14 protein-coding genes are annotated in these 19,138 nt (G+C 69.6%); 2 read left to right on the forward strand and 12 right to left on the reverse strand.

From position 1 onward, the window contains the following. Window positions 1-39: 39 nt before the first annotated feature. Genes OG866_RS10530 through OG866_RS10545 form a run of 4 tightly spaced genes read right to left on the reverse strand, consistent with a single transcriptional unit; the run spans window position 40 to window position 5,090 of the window. Window positions 40-1,551 carry a GH39 family glycosyl hydrolase gene (locus OG866_RS10530; protein WP_329333631.1) on the reverse strand — a complete coding sequence of 504 codons (1,512 nt, stop codon included), beginning with the start codon at window positions 1,549-1,551 and terminating at the stop codon, window positions 40-42. Next, window positions 1,548-3,203, reverse strand: a complete 1,656-nt coding sequence (locus OG866_RS10535; RefSeq protein WP_329333632.1) for an ABC transporter substrate-binding protein — start codon at window positions 3,201-3,203, stop codon at window positions 1,548-1,550. The genes OG866_RS10530 and OG866_RS10535 overlap by 4 nt, the downstream gene beginning before the upstream one ends. 37 nt (window positions 3,204-3,240) lie before the next feature. Then, window positions 3,241-4,113 carry a carbohydrate ABC transporter permease gene (locus OG866_RS10540; RefSeq protein ID WP_329333633.1) on the reverse strand — a complete coding sequence of 291 codons (873 nt, stop codon included), beginning with the start codon at window positions 4,111-4,113 and terminating at the stop codon, window positions 3,241-3,243. Then, on the reverse strand, window positions 4,107-5,090 hold the full coding sequence (locus OG866_RS10545; RefSeq protein ID WP_329333634.1) for an ABC transporter permease: 984 nt from the start codon (window positions 5,088-5,090) through the stop codon (window positions 4,107-4,109). The genes OG866_RS10540 and OG866_RS10545 overlap by 7 nt, the downstream gene beginning before the upstream one ends. 228 nt (window positions 5,091-5,318) lie before the next feature. Between OG866_RS10545 and OG866_RS10550 the strand changes: the two genes are divergently transcribed. After that, window positions 5,319-6,317 (forward strand): acetylxylan esterase, encoded by a 999-nt coding sequence (locus OG866_RS10550; protein ID WP_329333635.1) that lies wholly within the window; start codon window positions 5,319-5,321, stop codon window positions 6,315-6,317. On the opposite strand, the gene OG866_RS10555 is transcribed toward OG866_RS10550, so the two are convergent. From OG866_RS10555 to OG866_RS10565, 3 genes are all read right to left on the reverse strand, one after another. After that, complete coding sequence (locus tag OG866_RS10555; protein ID WP_329344028.1) at window positions 6,298-9,543, reverse strand: GH92 family glycosyl hydrolase; 3,246 nt, start codon at window positions 9,541-9,543, stop codon at window positions 6,298-6,300. The genes OG866_RS10550 and OG866_RS10555 overlap by 20 nt on opposite strands. Window positions 9,544-9,947: 404 nt before the next feature. After that, window positions 9,948-10,460 (reverse strand): hypothetical protein, encoded by a 513-nt coding sequence (locus tag OG866_RS10560; RefSeq protein ID WP_329333637.1) that lies wholly within the window; start codon window positions 10,458-10,460, stop codon window positions 9,948-9,950. 126 nt (window positions 10,461-10,586) lie between these two features. Beyond that, window positions 10,587-11,675 (reverse strand): lytic polysaccharide monooxygenase auxiliary activity family 9 protein, encoded by a 1,089-nt coding sequence (locus OG866_RS10565; RefSeq protein WP_329333639.1) that lies wholly within the window; start codon window positions 11,673-11,675, stop codon window positions 10,587-10,589. A 269-nt stretch (window positions 11,676-11,944) separates the two neighbouring features. Between OG866_RS10565 and OG866_RS10570 the strand changes: the two genes are divergently transcribed. Then, window positions 11,945-12,559, forward strand: a complete 615-nt coding sequence (locus OG866_RS10570) for a Uma2 family endonuclease (RefSeq protein ID WP_329333641.1) — start codon at window positions 11,945-11,947, stop codon at window positions 12,557-12,559. A gap of 18 nt (window positions 12,560-12,577) precedes the next feature. Here the strand turns inward: OG866_RS10570 and OG866_RS10575 are convergent, their stop codons facing one another. The 5 genes from OG866_RS10575 to acnA form a co-directional block, all read right to left on the reverse strand. Further along, window positions 12,578-13,168, reverse strand: coding sequence for an HD domain-containing protein (locus tag OG866_RS10575; protein ID WP_329333642.1), 591 nt, complete (start codon window positions 13,166-13,168; stop codon window positions 12,578-12,580). Between the two features lie 42 nt (window positions 13,169-13,210). Further along, window positions 13,211-13,585, reverse strand: a complete 375-nt coding sequence (locus OG866_RS10580; protein ID WP_329333644.1) for a VOC family protein — start codon at window positions 13,583-13,585, stop codon at window positions 13,211-13,213. Between the two features lie 427 nt (window positions 13,586-14,012). Next, complete coding sequence (locus OG866_RS10585; RefSeq protein WP_329333646.1) at window positions 14,013-15,533, reverse strand: sensor histidine kinase; 1,521 nt, start codon at window positions 15,531-15,533, stop codon at window positions 14,013-14,015. Further along, window positions 15,530-16,255: a response regulator transcription factor gene (locus OG866_RS10590; protein ID WP_329333648.1), complete on the reverse strand. Its 726-nt coding sequence runs from the start codon at window positions 16,253-16,255 to the stop codon at window positions 15,530-15,532. Before OG866_RS10590 ends, OG866_RS10585 begins: the two co-directional genes overlap by 4 nt. 151 nt (window positions 16,256-16,406) lie before the next feature. Next, entirely contained in the window at window positions 16,407-19,136 is a 2,730-nt protein-coding gene (gene acnA, locus OG866_RS10595) for an aconitate hydratase AcnA (protein ID WP_329333650.1), read from the reverse strand. Between the last annotated feature and the right edge of the window lie 2 nt (window positions 19,137-19,138).

The following is a 19,138-nucleotide window of genomic DNA, read 5'->3' on the forward strand; positions in this document are numbered from 1 at the left end:
GTTCCCTGCGTGGATCCCTTCCTGGATCCCTTCGTGGGGTCATCGTGGCTCCCTGCCGAGCAGTCGGCGTTCGTCCGTCCAGGGCGGTGCCTCCTCCACGACCCCGCTGACCTCGACGAGTGTCACCTCATGGCGGCTCAGCGTCAGATCCAGCTCCACCCGGCCGTCCGCCACCGGCAGCCGCAGATGCCGTCGCGCGGGTTCGGCCGCCTCATGGAGTACGCCGAGCTGGGCCGGCCGGGGTGAGCGGGGGCTGCCCATCCGCTGCCAGGCCGTGCGGGCGTTGCCGTACTCCTCGTCCACACTGGACCGTCGTACGAACGCCTCCCCCGCGGCCTCCAGCGGCACGGACAGGCGCACCCGGTGCTGGGACGGCCCCGGCGTCTCCCCGCTCGCGTCGACCGGCGCCCAAGCGAGGACGGTGACCCGGCCATCGGGGTGCCGGGTGACCAGGTGGTCGTCGCCGCGCCCCAGCAGCTGCTCCCCCATCCGCGCCATGAACGCGTACAGGTGGTACGTCGGCTTCTTCACCTGTCGGTGGGTGAGCAGTCCGAAGCCGCCGTGGAAGAGGGCGGTCGGCGGACCGGCCTCCTCGAACATGTCGCTGAAGGTCCAGTAGGAGAAGGAGTCGACGTGGTCGCCGCCGTGCGCGAGGACGGGTGCGAGGTAGGCGGCGTTGAAGGCGGTGTCGTGGACGGGGTTGTCGGGGCAGTAGGAGGAGTTGAACTCCGTGATGTGGACAGGGAGTTCGGCCAGCGCGGTGCCCTTCAGGAGGTCCCGAGGGGTGGCGAACTGGTCGAGGAGGTGCTGGGCCGGTTCCAGCGTCTGGTAGGAGCCGAAGGGCACGTGCTGGGCCGGGCCCGAGGTGTAGGCGTGCTTCGACACGAAGTCGACGGGCACGTCACGGCGTGCGACGAACTCGGCGAACCGGCCCAGCCATTCGTCCGAGCCGGGCGAGATCGCCGGGCCGCCGACCTGGAGGGAGGCATCCACCTCCTTCACCGCGGACGCCGTCACCTCGTACAGCTTGTGATACTCCTGTTCGTCCGCGTTCTCCCAGAAGTCCGCCAGGTTGGGCTCGTTCCACACCTCGATGGGCCAGGTGCGCACCTCGTCCAGGCCGTAGCGGTCGACGAGGTGGGCGACGGTCGCGCGGACCAGGTCCGCCCACTCCTGGTACGACCGGGGCGGGGTGACATGGCCCCGCCACCAGAAGACCGTCTGCTTCCCGGACGCCAACTCCTCGGGCATGAAGCCGAGTTCGACGAAGGGCCGGATACCGAGGTCGAGGTAGGCGTCGACGATCTGGTCGAGGTAGGTGAAGGAGTGGTGGACGCGCCGGGTGCCCTCCCATTCGTACGGGCGGTGGACCGCCATGCCGTCGCTCAGCAGGCCGTGCCCTCGGATGTACCGGAAGCCGATGTCGTCCTGGAGGAGCTTCAGGGAGTCCTGGTAGTCGCGGCGCAGGGCGAGTTCGATACGGCCGGTGCCGACACAGTGGCGCCAGGCCTCGGAGAGCCGTCCGATCGGCTCGGCGGGGACGCGGATCACCCGTTCTCCTTCTTGAACCGGTCGTACGCCTTGTTGTGCAGGTCGAGGAGCTGCTGCATGTTCTTCGCCTTCAACTCGGTGATGTAGTCGTCCCATTCGGACATCGGGCGCTTGCCGAGGACGAACTTGAGGGTGTTCTGGATGGCGTGGTCCTTGAGGGGCGTGTCGAGGAGCGTCGCCTGTTCCTGCTCCACGGACTGGAGGGGGTGGGCGGGGTCGATGGGCGTCTGTTCGCGCTGGGACATCGCGTCCTGGAACTTCTTCTCGTCCGGGCTGAAGTTGGAGGAGACCAGCTCCCAGCTGCCGCCGTAGGTGAAGACACCGTTGAAGAAGCCGAAGTCCTTCTGGAGGTCCTTCGGGGCGTCCGGGTCGGAGCCCATCAGGGTGATGCCGGGCTCCAGCTTGTAGGCGCCGCCGGACTCGGTGTAAGTGACGCCCTTGACTCCCCATTTGCACAGTTTCTGGCCCTCGTCCGAGTACCAGAGCCAGTCCACGAACTGCATCATCGCGACGAAGCTGTCACTCTTGAGCGCCTTGCTGGAGACCATGATCCCGTTCTCCAGCCGGACCCCGCCGAGGACGATCGGCCCGGCCGGTCCGAGCGGCACCGGGACCATCTCGATCTTCGCGCCCCTGACCTGATTCTCCAGGTTGTAGCGGTAGTTCTGGACCAGCTCCTGCGGGTTGGCGCTGATGACGTACGACTTCTCGGCCAGCAGCTTCTGTATCGCCTGGTCGTCCTGCTGGGTGAAGCTCTCCGGGTCGAGCAGCTTCTCGGCGACGATCTTTCTCAAGTACTCGATCATCGCCCGGTAGTTGTCCTGGGCGGCGGTGAACACGAACTTCTGGGACGTGGTGTCGAAGCTGATGTTGTCGTACGTCCAGCCCGCCTTCACCCCGTAGGCCTGGCCGAGGTAGCTGAACAACGCCCCGCAGGGGAACGGGGTGTTGATGCTCCAGCGGTCGGTCCACGGGTACTTGTCGGGGTACTCGGACCTGAGCGCCTTCAGGACGGTGTACACCTCGTCCCAGCTGGTGGGCAGGGTCAGGCCGAGCTTGTCGAGGACGTCCGTGCGGAAGGAGAGGGAGTAGCCGGCCTTGGGCTTCTCGTGCAGGCCGGGCAGCAGGTAGTACTTGCCGTCGGACTGGCGTATGGAGTCGAGCTCGGGTTCGAGCTTCCACCGCTTCACCTTGTCCCGGTAGTTGGGCATCAGGTGCACGTACTCGCTGACCGGGAGGATCGCCCCCGAGGAGACGAAGGCGACCTCGCCCGGGTGGTACGTCTTGGGGATCAGGAAGGGGGCGTCGCCCGCGCCGATGAGGACGCTGCGCTTCTTCTCGTAGTCGGCGAGCGGGATGTCGACGGGCTTCAGGGTGATGCCGGTGCGCTTGGTGACCTCCTTCCAGAACAGCCAGCTGCTCTTGTAGGGGTAGACCGGGTTGTTGTTGTGCAGCATCGAGAAGGACAGCGGCTTGGCGGCCTTGAACTGCTGTCCGGCGCGGTACTCCTTCATCGCGCCGTTCTGCTTCTTGGAGAGGTCCTTGCCGTCGCCGCCGTCGTCGCCGCTGCCGCAGCCGGTGAGGGTGGCGAGACCGATGAAGCCGGCGGCGGCCAGGATCTGACGCCGCGACAGCTCTCCTGCGTTCTTCACGGGAACTCCCTTGTTCCGTAAGCCGATGGGTGGGCTGTCAGCCCTTGACCGCGCCGAGCATCACGCCCGAGACGAAGTAGCGCTGGACGAACGGGTACACGCAGAGGATCGGCAGCGAGGTGAGCACGATGGTCACCGCCTGGATGTTCGCGCCGACCTGGCTGAGCTGCTCGGTGCCGGCGCCCGCGTTGGAGCCGCCGGTGGCGCCCAGGATCATGTTCCGCAGATAGACGGTGACCGGCATCAGGTCCGAGCTGTCCATGTAGAGGAACGCGCTGAACCAGGAGTTCCAGAAGGACACCGAGTAGAAGAGGACCATCGTCGCGACGACCGCCTTGGACAGCGGCAGCACGATCCTGAGCAGGGTGCCGTAGGTGCTCAGCCCGTCGATCTGCGCGGCCTCCTCCAGCTCGACCGGCAGACTCTCGAAGAAGGCCTTCATCACCAGCAGGTTGAAGACGCTGATCGCGTTGGGCAGGGCGATCGCCCACACGCTGTTCTTCAGGCCGAGGGTGGTGATCAGCACGTAGTTGGGGATCAGACCGCCGGTGAAGAACATGGTGAACACCGCGATACCGATGAGCGCGGTACGGCCCTTGAGGTGCCTCTTCGACAGGACGTACGCGTAACAGGTCGTCAGGATCATGGCGACGGCGGTGGAGACGACCGTGTAGAACACGGTGTTGCCGTAGTTGCGCCAGAACATCGAGTCCTGGAACACGATCTTGTACGTGGTGAGGTTGAACCCCTTGGGCCACAGCGTCACGTCACCGGCGCGGATCTGGCGCTCCCCGCTGAAGGACCGGGCGATGATGTTGACGAAGGGGTAGAGGGTCACGACCACGACGAGGCTGAGGATCACCCCGTTGACGCCCTGGAACACCCGGTAGGAACGGCTCGGCTTCACCACAGGCTGGTCCCCACTGTGCGGCGCGAGAGCTGGTTGGCGGACGTGATCAGGACCAGGCCGATGACCGCCTCGAACAGGCCGATGGCGGCGGCGTAGCTGAAGCTGTTGGACTCGACGCCGGTCCGGTAGACGTACGTGGAGATCACGTCGGAGGTCTGGTAGGTCAGCGGGTTGTAGAGCAGCAGGACCTTCTCGAAGCCGACCGCCATGAACGTGCCGATGTTGAGGATCAGCAGCGTGACCATGGTGGGGCGGATGCCGGGCAGGGTGACGTGCCAGGTCTGCCGCCAGCGGCCGGCGCCGTCGATGCGGGCGGCCTCGTACAGGTCCTCGTCGATGGTGGTGAGCGCGGCGAGGTAGAGGATCGTGCCCCAGCCGGCGGTCTGCCAGATCTCGGAGCCGACGTAGATCGTGCGGAACCACTCGGGTTCCTGGATGAACCGGATCTCGTCGTGGCCGAGCCAGCCCAGGACGTGGTTGACCGGGCCGTCGGTGGCCAGGATCTGCATGGTGATGCCCGCGACGATCACGATCGACAGGAAGTGCGGCAGATACGACACCGACTGCACGAACCGCTTCAGGGCCCGTCTGCGCACCTCGTTCAGCAGCAGGGCCAGCACGATCGGGATCGGGAAGCAGAAGACGAGGGTCAGTCCGCCGAGCCACAGCGTGTTCCGGAAGACCTGCCAGAAGGTCGGGTCGCTGAGGAACATCTCGACATAGCGCAGTCCGACCCACTGCTCGCCGAACATCGAGCCGCCCGGTTCGAAGCGCCGGAAGGCGATCACATTGCCGAGCATCGGCAGATAGCGGAAGACCACGAAGAACAGCAGCGGCAGCAGTGCCAGCGAGTACAGCTGCCAGTCGCGGCGCAGCGCCCGCCGCCAGGTGACGCGGACGGAGGGCTTCGGCGGTGGAGCGGGTGCGGGTGGGTCCTGGACGCCGGGCGGAGAGGCCGACTTGGTGGACGTGCTCATGCTCGGTCCTCTCAGGAGGGGCGGAGCTGAACCGAAAGTTTCGAGGTCTTACCGGTAACTTCGCGGCAACTTAAGGGCAGTCAGAAAGCGCTGTCAATGGGTGTAGCAGCGGCCTTTTGAGGTGTGGGTGGAGAGTTGAAGTCGCTTGCGCCCGGGGTAGAACGGGGATGCCAGACGCAGTGAACTCCGCAAGTTTCCCTCTGTCGTCCGACTCCTGCGAGGTGCCCCGTGCCCGCGTTCGACCTGCCGCTGACGGAACTCGTGCACCACCGTCCGCTGCCCGAAGAGCCCGCCGACTTCGACGAGTTCTGGCGCGCCACCCTCAAGGACGCCGCCCAGACGGACCCGTTGGTGAGCGTGCGTCCGGTGGAGACCGGGCTACGGCTGACGGAGACCTGGGACGTGACCTTCCGGGGCTTCGCGGGCGACCCGGTACGCGCCTGGTTCTCCCGCCCCGCCGGGGTGTCGCGACCGCTCCCCGCGGTCGTCGAGTACGCGGGCTACGGCCGTGGCCGCGGCCTCCCGCACGAGCGCCTGACCTGGGTGAACGCCGGTTATGCCGTGCTGCTCATGGACAACCGCGGCCAGGGCGACCAGTACGGCTGCGGCGGCGACACCCCCGACCCGCACGCCCAGGCGCCCGGCGGCCCCGGCCCCATGACCCGCGGTCTGCTCGACCCCCGTGACTATCACTACCGCCGCCTCATCACCGACGCCGTCCGCGCGGTCACCGCGGTCCGCGCCCTCCCCGGCGTAGACGGCTCCCGCACGGTCGCGGCCGGCAACAGCCAGGGCGGCGGCCTCGCCCTGGCTGTTGCCGGACTCGTCCCCGACCTGGCCGCGGCCCTGGTCACCGCCCCGCTCCTGTGCGGCGTCCGCCGCGCCCTCGACCTCACCGACGCCCACCCCTACGGCGAGATCGGCACCTACCTCTCCGTGCACCGGGGCGCGGCGGAGGCCGCCTACCGCACCCTGTCCTACGTCGAGGGCATCTCCTTCGCCCGCCGCGCCCACGCCCCCGCCCACTTCGGCGTCGGCCTGCGCGACACCGTCTGCCCGCCGAGCGGCGCGTACGCCGCCTTCAACCGCTACGCCGAACTGTCCGGCACCGCCCCGCGCACGGAGATCCACGCCTACCCGTACAACGGTCACGAGGGCGGCGACGCGGTCCAGGTGCGCCGCCAACTCGACTGGCTGGCCGGACTGTTCAGCGGGTCGCCAGCGTGAACAGACGCAGGTCCGGGTTGCGGGGCAGCCGCACACCCACGATGCCCTTCCCCTCCGGCGCACTGAACGGCTCGGTGGCGAACACGTACGTGGCGACCGGATCCCGGCCCCCGCCCGCGATGTTCCGGTACGCGGTCCTCGCGACGACCTCATTGCCGTACTGGACGCTGCCGCCGCCCCCGCCGAGCGTCCAGTCGGTGAAGGAGAGGTCCAGGGTGCCGGTGCTACCGTCCGTGTAGGTCACGGTCGCGCGGTCCTGTCGCCCCCCGTTGACCGCACTGCCGACGAAGGCCAACTGACGTACGGGTTCGGCGAGTTCAATCGTCTGCCCTGCTGCGGAGGCGTTGTCCGGCCGCCCGTCCGGCGAGGCGGGCCAGCTGAAGGCGAGCCCGCCCCGCACCTCCCCGTCACCGCCCGGGCTCAGCCCCGCCGCGGCAAGGGCCTGCCGTGAGTAGCTCCAGCCGCCTCCGTCGAAGTCGGCCTCGTCATGCTCGCCGGCGTCGTCCGAGATCCCGACGGAGTCATAGGCGGCGAGGAGGCTGCCGTGCGCGGCGACGGTGAGGAACACGGGCTGCTCGTACGAGTCCACGCTGATCCTCACGTCGTAGAAGCCCTGGGTGGCACCGTCGCCGGCCCTCAGGGTGATCTCTCCGGCCCCCTCAACAACACGTCCCTCCACGGGGGTTGCCGTGATGCCGTCCGGGGTCTCGACACGGAAGCGGACCTCGGGACCCGCCCCGCCGCTCAGCGCGAGCGCGCGGACGCCGACCTTCACGCTGCCGCCCGGGGCGAGCGTCGCGGCGGTGGGGCCGATGCCGACCTGGTACGGCTGCTCGCCGGCCCGGAAGGACGGCGGGGCGGCGTCGGCGGCGGCACCCCACGCGGGGTCGGGCGTGCCGGAGAGCTTGTAGCTGAGGCTGCCACCGTCCCGCACGAAGGAGGCGGGCAGCCAAGGCCGGTCACCGGCCCGCCCGTCGACCCGCAGGGAGCGGATGTACGGCGTGTCCGCGGCCGCACCCTCCGCGTTGATGGAGATGTCGTTGCCGCCCGGCCTGCTGATCTCGATGCGCGGGAACAGCGGTGAGGCGAGGACGAGTTCGGCCCGGGAGGGAACCTGCGGATACATGCCGAGCGCGGCGAAGACGTACCAGGAGGACATCGCCCCGAGGTCGTCGTTGCCCGGGATGCCACCCGGCCGGGTCGACCACAGCTGCCGCAGGGCGGCCCGGACGGTCTCCTGCGTCTTGTAGGGGGCGCCCGCGTAGTCGTACAGATAAGGCACGTTGATCGACGGCTCGTTGTCCAGCTCGGACTTCTCGCCGCCGCTCCCGGTGAAGGCCCAACTCCCGTCACTCTTGTGGAAGAAGGAGTCGAGCCGCTCAAGGGCCTTGTCCTTCCCGCCCATCGCGGCGAAGAGGCCGGCCGGATTGTGCGGGACCATCCAGGTGTACTGCGCCGCCGTCCCCTCCACGAAGCCGTTGCCGGTGGCCGGGGTGAACCCGGTGACCCAACTGCCGTCTGCCTTGCGGTTGGCGATGTGGCCGCCGATCGGATCGGCGGCGATGTCGAAGTTGTTCTGCCACCACTGCGCGCGCCGGGTGAAGTCGGCGGCGATGCCCTTCTCCCCCGCCGCCGAGGCGAGCCGCGAGAGGGCGAAGTCGGCGCCTGACATCTCCAGCGTCTCGGCGGCACCGCCCCAGGCGTGGGAGACGGACGGCATGTAGTGATGCTTCAAGTACAGGTCCAGCGACGGCCGTTGACCGACCGAGAGGACGGGCCGCCCGGCGGCGGACAGGTCCTTCGCGGTCGGTACGGTCGCCGCCCGGACCAGCGAGCGCAGCGCCCCGGGCAGGTCGAAGTCGGTGCCGCCGAAGGCGTGGATGCCGGCCAGGGCGACGGCCGAGGGGTCGCCGTTCATGACGTGCGTCCCGCTCGCCCCGTGCAGCCAGCGGTCCCAGATCCCGCCGTTCTGCTCGGCGAGTTCGTACAGCGACTGGGCGATGTCCGAGCCGGTGCGCGGCTGGAGGAGCGTGAGCAACTGGACCTGGTCGCGGTAGACGTCCCAGCCGGAGAAGGTGCCGTACTGGGCCCGCCGACCGGTCCTGTGCACCTCGCCGTCAGGGCCGCGGTACCTGCCGTCGGCGTCGCTGATGACGTTCGGGTGGAGGAGGCAGTGGTACAACGCCGTGTAGAAGGTGGTGCGTTCGGCGTCCGTGCCGCCGCCCACCCGGATGGCGGAGAGGTCGTCGCGCCAGGCGCCGCGCGCCGCCTCCCGCACCTCGTCGAAGGTGCGGTACGGCGGGTTCTCCGCCGCCAGGTTCGCCTCGGCGCCGGCCCGGCTGACGTACGAGATGCCGACCTTGACGTTCACCGGCCCGGCTCCCGGCGCGAACTCCACGTATCCGCCGGCGCCCTTGCCGGTCACCGGCCGCCCCCTGTCGGCGAAGCCGCCGGTGCCGCCGCTCGCCCGCAGGGACCCGGGGTCGAGCCGGTCGTCCTGCCAGGTACCGGTGGCCTGGAAGGCGCGGTCGAAGCGGGCGGTGAAGTGCAGGGTGTAGTAGGCGCGTCGGCCCTCGGGGTCGAGGTGGCCGCAGAAGTTGCCGGAGGTGACGGAGCCGGAGACGGTACGGGAGCCGGGGTCGATCTCGACCGTCGAATCGGTGGAGCCGACCTCGGAGTTGGCGGTACGGATCAGCAACGAGGCGGGCCGGTCGGCCGGGTAGGTGAAGCGGGCCGAGCCGGTGCGGGTGGTGGCCGCGAGGTCTGCGGTGACGCCGGACGCGAGGGCGACCTTGTAGTGGCCGGGCTCGGCGGTCTCGTCGGCGTGCCGGAAGTCGGCGGCGTACACCGTGTCCCCGGTGTCGCTCGCGGGCGAGGAGGTGACCTGTCCGGCGTACGGGAAGAAGGGAATGTCGCCGCTGCCGCCTGCACACCCCGTGCCGGACATGTGGGTGAGGCTGAAGCCCCGGATGCGGGGGGCGTCGTAGTGGTAGCCGCCGGGAGCCGCCGCGAGGGTGGCGTCGCCCCGGGTGTTCTCGGGACTCCAGGAGAGCATGCCGAACGGGGTGACCGCGCCGGGAAAGACATTGCCGCCGTTCCTGGTGCCGATCAGGGGATCCACGTAGGGGGTGGGGTCGTCGACGAGATCGGGGGGTGCGGGGGGCGCGGCGGGCGCGAGGCCGGCACCGGCGAACACCAGGGCCAGGGCCAGAGCGGCGGCGAGCATCAGGGACTTCACACGCGCCAGCCGTACCACGGGCTGTCCCGGACACGTGTCCGGCGGCACCGAGGAGCCACTCGGACGGGTCAACCCAACTCGCTTGACGTCGCGGTTCATTGACGAGGTAGAGTGAGGTTTAGACCACTCGACAACGTTGTCCGACCCACACGCTGTCGCCGTCTTCAGCCACTCCACACCCGGGCAGGGACTCCCCCTCACCTGCCCGGCTCGCGGACCCGGTGGGGGTGTCCACCGGGTCCGCCCTGGAGCAACGCCAGGCTGATGCCGGACGCCCGGAGTTCCTCTGGGCTCAAGGCCCTCACCCCTGTGCGGCGACGACCTCCGCGACCACCCGCTCCGCCCGCTCCACCGGCACGCCGATCCGCCCCCCTCTGCATCGCACCCGCGCGTCAGCGGCGGCGCCTGCGTGACAGTGGCTCTCTCGGGTCGGGGAGCGGCTCCTCCCGGCCGCCTGCCAGGCGGCGGCGCCACCACAGGTCGCTCTGCCACTGGCCTTCGGCGGCGAAGGGGTCGGGGAGGGTGCGGCGCAGGTACGTGGCGTCCAAGTCGGCTACCAGGCGCGCGAGTTCGGCGCGTGGACGGGGCGGCAGCCGGGCCAGGGTCTCGTCCAGTACGTCGCGGGCGTGCCGGACGTCGTCGAAGGAGCAGCCGCGGCACGCACACTCCGCGTCCTGCGGATAGCGGGGGCGCCGGCCCTCGGGTTGCAGGAACTGCCGATAGCGTCGGAGGGCTCGGTCGGTGGCGCCAAGGTAGACGTGATAGTCGTCCGGGAGCCCTTCAACGCGGGCTATGGCCAGGCTGGTTCGGGCGGAGAGGCCCTGGATGCGGGCCGGGGGAAGATCCCATCGGGCAGCGCGAGGGAGTCGAGCGGCGCGCAGCGCGCCGGGGCGCCTACGCGGCATCGTCCTTTCGGGACGCGGCCAGGAAGGTGTTGCGGGTCAGGAGCGTCATGCACGTCATCATGTCATCGCCGACGGGCCCGGTGAACGGCGTTTCGTCGTCCACCGGGCCCGCCCATCAGCCGGGTGTCAACCGACCCGGCAGGGCAACGTGGTCGCCGTATCACCGCCGGAGCCGGTCACGACGTACCCGAACGTCGCGCTCTGTCCTGGGCTCAACGACCCGTTCCAGTCGGCGTTGTGGACCATCACGTTCTGGCCGGTGTAGGTCGCGTTGCCGTTCCATAGGCTGTCGACCTTCTGGCCGCTCGGGAGGGTCCAGTCGACCATCCAGCCGAGCATCGGGACGTCGCCGGAGTTGGTGACGGTCACCTCGGACTGGTAGCCGCCGGACCAACTGCCGGTCGTCTTGCGGGTGGCGCTGCACGTGCCGGGGACCGGGTCGGTCGGGTTGCCCGGGTCGTGGATGCCGGTCACCTCGCCGTTGCCGCCGTCGAAGACGACGTCGGAGCAGGAGTAGAAGGTCTCCGAGCTGTCCGAGCGCTGCCAGACCATGTAAATGATGTGGCGGCCCGACTTGTTCGCCGGAAGCTGCCCGGTCCAGGAGTAGTTGGCCTCGACCGTGCCCGGGGAACCGTTGAGCGGCGGGTGGTCGACGGAGAGGAAGGGCCGGTCCTCCATGTCGTTCCAGGTGAGGGTCTTGGTCGGGTCGAAGCCGTCCTTGGTGACGTAGACGTAGAACCAACCCGGGTGCGCGGCCCAGGCGTTGTAGGAGAAGTCGACGGTCGCGCCCGAGGTGAGGTGGGTCAACGGCCAGTCGCTGCGGGCGGCGTTGAAGCCGGTGAAGTTGGTGTTGCCGCCGCTGCACAGCTCGCCGTCCGGGACGAAGCCGCGGGTGCGGCCCGCGCCGTCCGAGCGGAGCACCGAGAACCAGTTGTAGAACGGCGTGGTGCCGCTGACCGCCTGGGCGTTCTTGCAGGCCGGGTTGACCGGCTTGATCTCGCCGGTGTCGGTCAGACCGTCCTGCCAGCACAGGAAGGTGCGGCTGGCGGGCTTCATCGGGGTGCCGTGGGCCTCCGCCGGTCCGCCGGTCGTCATGACCAGGGCGACGGCGGGGACGGTGGCGAGCAGGGAGACCAGGACGAGGAAGAGGGCTCTGGTGCGGGTGGCGAGCGCTAATCGGCGACCTGGGGACGCCGCTGATTTTGTCAGGATCATGACAGTCCAGTCCGTTCCTTGAGGTACGGGCCGTGCGGATGCGTGTGCGGATGAGCGGGGTGGGGTGGCTCCCTTCGGGCAGGTTCCGGTCCACCCGCATGGGAGCGCTCCCACCCCGCCTGTGGCGGAAGGTAGCGCGAACGGGGGCGGGTGTAAACGGTTGGCGCGCGAGGGTTGGCCGCCAACGGCGCGCCATGGCCTCGTCAGTTCGGGTGGCGGTACCGTCGTACGTACGATCACGCCGCGCATCGGCGTCCACACTGGCGTCCATGGGAGCAGTGATGACGACACCCCAGCGGGGACAGGCCACCGAGGACACCTGGATGTTCCCGCCGACCGACGGCTGGACCTTCGACCAGGTCAAAGACTTGGAGCTGCCCTTCGACTGGGAACTCGTGGACGGACGGATCGTAGTTCGAGGACAGACCAAGTTCTGGCACAACCAGGTACGGGACGGCGTGCTTGGCGCCTTGAGGACCGCGCACACCGAGCCGTACAAGGTCGTGGCCGAGCAGTGCGTGATGGTCGACGCCCAGAACACGCCCAAGCCCGATGTGATCGTCTTCGACCCCCGAGAGCTGGACTTCTTCGAGCTCGAATGTGTCCCGGTGGGAAAGGTCGCCCTCGTCGTGGAGGTCGTCTCTCCCGGCTCCCGCCAGGACGACCGCGTACGCAAACCCGCGCTCTTCGCCACCCACAAGGTCCCGTACTACTGGCGCGTGGAACTGGACCGCGATCAGAAGCTCGCGGTCCACGAGTACTGGCTCAACGCGGACACCCTCACGTACTTCCCCGCGCCGTCGCACCCCGTGCACCACGACAAGCTCGTCACTGAACTTCCGTTCCCCGTCGAGATCGACCTCGACGGGCTCCTCGGCTTCTGATCCGCGTGGGCGACCCGCTCACACCGGATACGCCCCCTGAAAGGCGAGCCGCTCCTCCGCCCCCTCCCCCACGTCCGTCAGCAGGTCGTCGAGGTCGAGGAACTCCTCCCACGCCGTCCGTCCGCTCGCCTCGGCCAGCGCGCCGACCACCAGGTCCTCCAGCTCCGGTACCCGTTTGTTCTTCCATGCCTTGTCGGCCAGGCTGACCAGCAGATCCTCGATGGTCACGGCCGGCGCGGTCCAGCTCGCGTGGGTGGCGGCGAACCGGGCCAGATGCGGGGCGACGCCGTGGGCCAGCAGCAGTTCCCGCCCGGCCGCCTCGTGCGCCGAACCGGGGCCGGACAGTTCGGCGGTGTGCACGGACTTGCCTATGTCGTGCGTGGCCGCGCCGAACAGCACGGCCTCGCGGTCCAGCGGGAGTTGAGGGTGCTGTCGCGCCAGCCACTCCACGAGCCCGTACGCCACGTCGTGCACCGCCCTCAGGTGCGCGGCCAGCCGGGGCGGCGCGTCCAGCGCGCGCAGGAGCTCCGCCGCCCGGTCCGGCAGCGGGCGCAGGGGTGGGTCGCCGGGGTCGTGCAGGGCGCGGTGGAGGGGGTCGCGGGAGGTCACGCGGAAAGGGTACGGCTATGGCGGGGGCCGCCAGCTCCGGTCTCAGGGCCAGGTGTTGGCGTGTGCCGCGAAGGTCTCGGGGTCGCTGTGCACCGGGATCACGCAGACCAGGTGTCCGCCGGGTGCGCGCAGCACATGGCACTCCAGCCACTGGGACACCTCGACCGCGCCGAGGGACAACAGACGGGCGGTCTCGGCCGCTACGTCGTCCGTCTCGATGTCGATGTGGAGCCGCGGCGCGTCATCGACGGCCTGAACCGCGGTGACCAGACCCGGCAGAGCGCCGTGCAGGACCGTGAACTGCGGTTCGGCGACATCCTGTTGTGCCGGGACACCGAGCGCGGCGGACCAGAAGGCGGAGGCGGCCTCGGGCTCGGGGGTGTCGATGATGGCGGCGTAGACGCGGCTGCGATGCATGAGCGGCACGGTAGCCGAGGTAACCGGGTCGGCGATCTCAACGGCCGGGTGGATGCCCGGGGTTCCGCGCCGCACACCGCCTACCGGCGCCAACTCCCTGCCCCCGTCAAGCCCGGGGCTCCCCACGCCACGCAGCCCTCCCGCCCCACCGAGGCCAACTCCCCTCCCTGCCAAGCCAACCCCCTGGCCCTCCGAAGCCGACCAGCCGCACCAAGCCCACTCCCCGACCCACCGAGCCGACCACCCAACCCGTCGAGGCCGACTCCCCGCCCCGCCCCCAAGCCGACCACCCAACCCGCCAGACTGCCCCCACCCATCAAGCCCACCACCCAACCCCGACCCGCCGAGGCCCCCCCGGCGCCGTCACCCCGGAGTTCCCCGTCCCCCTCCCCTCCCCGCCCCCGCGCCACCACCAGCGCCCGCTCCCTCACACCACCTGCCCCGCCCGTGCCCCCTCCCCCGAGCGCGTCGCCGGTGTCGGTGTCGGTGTCGGTGTCGGGGCTTCCTGTGTCAGGGGCAGTCGTACCGTGAACTCTGTTCGTCCCGGCATGCTCTCCACGTCGATGCGGCCGGCGTGCGCTGTTGTGATCGCCGCGACGATGGCGAGGCCCAGGCCCGAGCCTCCGGATCTGGGGTCCACGCGGGTGCGGGAGGCGTCGGCGCGGGTGAAGCGTTCGAAGACCGTCGGGAGGAGGGCGGGCGGGATGCCGGGGCCGTTGTCGTGGATGCGTACCAGGCAGTGGGCGGCCCTCGTCTCCACGACCGCGACGACCCTCGTGCCCGGGGGCGTGTGCACGCGCGCGTTGGCCAGCAGGTTGGCCACCACCTGGTGCAGGCGGGCCTCGTCGCCGATGACCAACGGGGCCGCGTCGAGGCGGAGTTCGAGCTGCCAGTCATGGCTGTCCCCGGCGGCCCGCGCGTCCCACACCGCCTCGGCGACCAGCGCGGCGACATCGACCTCGGTGGAGTGCAGCGGGCGGCCCTCGTCGAGCCGGGCCAGCAGGAGCAGGTCCTCGACGAGGCCGGTCATGCGCGCCGACTCGGCCGAGACACGGCGCCAGGCCGTGCCCGGTTCGATGCGGTCGGTGCCGCGGTTCATGAGTTCCGCGTAGCCCGCGATCGAGGCGAGCGGGGTGCGGAGTTCATGGCTGGCGTCGGACAGGAAGCGGCGCATCCGTTCCTCCGTGCGCTGGCGTTCCGTGAGCGACGACTCCACGTGGTCGATCATGCGGTTCAGCGCCGCGCCGACCTGACCGGCCTCGCTGTCGGGGTCGGTGTCGCGTTCGGGGACACGGGTCAGCCCGCCCACCTCGCCACTGCCGAGCGGGGCGCGGGAGACCTCGACGGCGGTGCCGGCGACCCGGCCGAGGGGTCGCAGCTGGCGTCGGATGACGACCGCGCACACACAGCCGGCGGCGGTGAGCCCGACGCCCGCGATGGCCACCTCGGCGATGAGCATGCCGCGGATCATCCGCTGCACGTCGTCCATCGGGATGCCTACGAGGACCCGTACGCCGTCCTTGTCGACCGCGGTGATCCGGTACGTGCCGAGCCCGGGGAGGGTCCGGGTGTGCATCGATCCGTCGGCCTCGATGCCCGCGAGGGCGGCGCGCTGGTCGGCGGTGAGCTGCTGGGTCGTGTACGCGCGGGCCACGACCGCGGCGCTGAGGATGTCGCCGTCGTCGTCGAGCCTGGCGGCGATCATGCCGGTCGGGTGGCCCTGTTCGTGCAGGAAGCCGAGGTCGGCCTGGAGTTGGGGCTGCAACGCGGCACCGCCCAGACAGCGCGCGACGGAGTTCTCGACGTGGTCGTCCAAGTTGCCGTACAGATAGGCACGTTGGACGAACACGGTGGTGAGTGCCATGGCCGCGCAGACGGCGACCAGGGCGAGAGAGATGAACAGGAGCAGGCGCGAGCGCATCGAGCGCAGTCGCCGTCGGGCGGTCATCTCCCGTCCTCCACCGGCCGGATGGCATAGCCGAGACCGCGCACGGTGTGGATCATCGGCGCCCGGCCGCGGTCGATCTTGCGGCGCAGGCTGGAGATGTAGACCTCGACGAGATTGCCGCCGCCGTCGAAGGAGGTGCTCCAGACGTGGTCGACGATCTGTGCCTTGCTCAGTACCTGGCGCGGGTGGTCCATCATCAGGCTGAGCAGGTCGAACTCCTTGGCGGTGAGCTGGATGAGGTGGCCCGCGCGGTGCACCTCGCGGGTCTCCTCGGTGAGGACCAGGTCGCCGAGGACGCGTACGGATTCGTCGGACCGCGCGTGTTCGGCTCCCGCCCGGCGCAGCAGCCCGCGCAGCCGCAGCACGACCTCCTCCAGGGAGAAGGGCTTGGTGACGTAGTCGTCGGCGCCGGCGCCGAGTCCGTCGAGCCGGTGTTCCAGGGCGTCGCGCGCGGTGAGCATGAGGACGGGCAGCTTCGGGTTCTCGTACCGCAGGCGCCGCAGGACCTGGAGGCCGTCGAGGTCGGGCAGCATCCCGTCGAGGACGACGGCGTGCGGGGCGCAGCCGCGGGCGACCTTCAGCGCGCTCTGGCCGTCCAGCGCCGGATAGGCCCGCCAGCCCGCCTCCTCGACGGCCACGGAGAGCACGTCGGTGAGCGCGGGCTCGTCGTCGACGATGAGCACGCGGACGCGGCCGTTTCGGTAGCGAGCACTGCCAGTCATGTCCCGATCGTGTCCCGGTCCGCTGAGGGAATCCTGTGTTCCACCTGAGGATGCGTGATGACCTGGGATTTCCGCGGGCGGAGACGCTTCGGGTACGGGGAAGGGCCATGCCCCCGTCACCGGGAACACGGCCCTCACAAGCCCCTGGGGACTAGCCGCGGATCAGGCTGCGCAGCACGTACTGCATGATGCCGCCGTTGCGGTAGTAGTCGGCCTCACCGGGGGTGTCGATGCGGACGACCGCGTCGAACTCGACGCCCGTGTCGGTGGTGACCTTGACCGTGCTCGGGGTGGTGCCGTCGTTCAGCTCGGTCACGCCGGTGATGGAGAAGGTCTCCTCGCCGGTCAGGCCGAGCGTGTCGGCGGACTGGCCGGCCGGGAACTGCAACGGGAGGACGCCCATGCCGATGAGGTTCGAGCGGTGGATGCGCTCGTACGACTCGGTGATGACGGCCTTGACGCCGAGGAGCGCGGTGCCCTTGGCGGCCCAGTCGCGGGACGAGCCGGAGCCGTACTCCTTGCCGCCCAGGATGACCAGCGGGGTGCCGGCGGCCTGGTAGTTCTGCGAGGCGTCGTAGATGAATGACACCGGGGCGTCGGCCTGGGTGAAGTCGCGGGTGTAGCCGCCCTCGGTGCCCGGCGCGATCTGGTTGCGCAGGCGGATGTTGGCGAACGTACCGCGGATCATGACCTCGTGGTTGCCTCGGCGGGAGCCGTAGGAGTTGAAGTCACGACGCTCCACACCGTGCTCGGTGAGGTACTTGCCGGCCGGGGTGTCGGCCTTGATGGCGCCGGCGGGCGAGATGTGGTCGGTGGTGACCGAGTCGCCGAGCTTGGCCAGGACGCGGGCGCCCGTGATGTCGGAGACCGGGGTGGTCTCCATCTTCATGCCGTCGAAGTACGGGGGCTTGCGGACGTACGTCGACTCGGCGTCCCACTCGAAGGTGTCGCCGGTCGGGATCGACAGGGCCTGCCACTGGGCGTCGCCCGCGAAGACGTCCTGGTAGGACTTGGAGAACATGTCCTCGCCGATGGCGTTGGCGACGACGTCGTTGACCTCGGCCTCGGACGGCCAGATGTCGGCCAGGTAGACCGGCTTGCCGTCCTGGTCGACGCCGAGGGCGTCCTTGGTGATGTCCACCTTCATGGAGCCCGCGAGGGCGTACGCGACGACCAGCGGCGGGGAGGCCAGGTAGTTCATCTTGACGTCGGGGTTGATCCGGCCCTCGAAGTTGCGGTTGCCCGAGAGGACCGAGGTCACGGCCAGGTCATGGTCGTTGACGGCCTTGGAGACCTCCTCCGGCAGCGGGCCGGAGTTGCCGATGCAGGTGGTGCAGCCGTAGCCGACGAGGTTGAAGCCGACCTTGTCCAGGTACGGGGTCAGACCGGCCTTGTCGAAGTAGTCGGTGACGACCTTCGAACCCGGGGCGAGGGTGGTCTTGACCCACGGCTTGCGGGTGAGGCCCTTCTCCACGGCCTTCTTCGCGACGAGCGCGGCGGCGACCATGACGTACGGGTTCGAGGTGTTGGTGCAGGAGGTGATGGCCGCGACCGTCACCGCACCGTGGTCGATCTCGTAGGTCGAGCCGTCGGGGGCCTGGACGGTGACCGGGTTGGACGGGACGCCGTTGGTGGTGGCCGGGGCGTCGGAGGCCGGGAAGGACTCCTTGCCCGCCTCGTCGGCGGTGTCCACGTAGTTGCGGACGTCCTGCTTGAACTGCTCGGCGGCGTTGGCGAGAACGATCCGGTCCTGCGGACGCTTCGGGCCGGCGATGGACGGGACGACCGTGGAGAGGTCCAGCTCCAGCTTCTCGGAGAAGTCGGGCTCGGCGGCCGGGTCCAGCCAGAGGCCCTGCTCCTTGGCGTACGCCTCGACGAGCGCGACCTGCTGGGCGTCACGGCCGGTCAGGCGCAGGTAGTTCAGGGTCTCGTCGTCGATCGGGAAGATCGCGGCGGTGGAACCGAACTCCGGCGACATGTTGCCGATGGTGGCGCGGTTGGCCAGCGAGGTGGCGGCGACGCCCTCGCCGTAGAACTCGACGAACTTGCCGACGACGCCGTGCTTGCGCAGCATCTCGGTGATGGTGAGGACGAGGTCCGTGGCGGTGGTGCCCGGGGTCAGCTCACCGGTCAGCTTGAAGCCGACGACGCGCGGGATGAGCATCGAGACCGGCTGGCCGAGCATCGCGGCCTCGGCCTCGATGCCGCCGACGCCCCAGCCAAGCACACCGAGGCCGTTGACCATGGTGGTGTGCGAGTCGGTGCCGACGAGGGTGTCGGGGTACGCCTGCCCGTTGCGGGTCATGACGGTGCGGGCCAGGTGCTCGATGTTGACCTGGTGGACGATGCCGGTGCCCGGGGGGACGACCTTGAAGTCGTCGAAGGCGGTCTGGCCCCAGCGCAGGAACTGGTAGCGCTCCTTGTTGCGGCCGTACTCCAGGTCGACGTTCTGCTTGAAGGCGTCGTTGGTGCCGAACTTGTCGGCGATGACGGAGTGGTCGATGACCATCTCGGCCGGGGAGAGCGGGTTGACCTTGGCCGGGTCGCCGCCGAGGGCCTTGACGGCCTCACGCATGGTGGCGAGGTCGACGACACAGGGCACGCCGGTGAAGTCCTGCATGATCACGCGGGCGGGCGTGAACTGGATCTCCTGGGACGGCTGGGCCTGGGAGTCCCAGTTGCCGAGGGCACGGATGTGGTCGGCGGTGATGTTCGCGCCGTCCTCGGTGCGCAGGAGGTTCTCCAGCAGCACCTTCAGGCTGTACGGAAGGCGAGCCGAGCCTTCCACCTTGTCCAGCCGGAAGATCTCGTACGACGCGTCGCCCACGTTCAGCGTGGCACGGGCGTCGAAGCTGTTCGCCGACACGACAGTCTCCTTCATTG

Source organism: Streptomyces sp. NBC_00663, from assembly GCF_036226885.1.
In the GTDB taxonomy this organism is placed as follows: Bacteria; Actinomycetota; Actinomycetes; order Streptomycetales; family Streptomycetaceae; genus Streptomyces.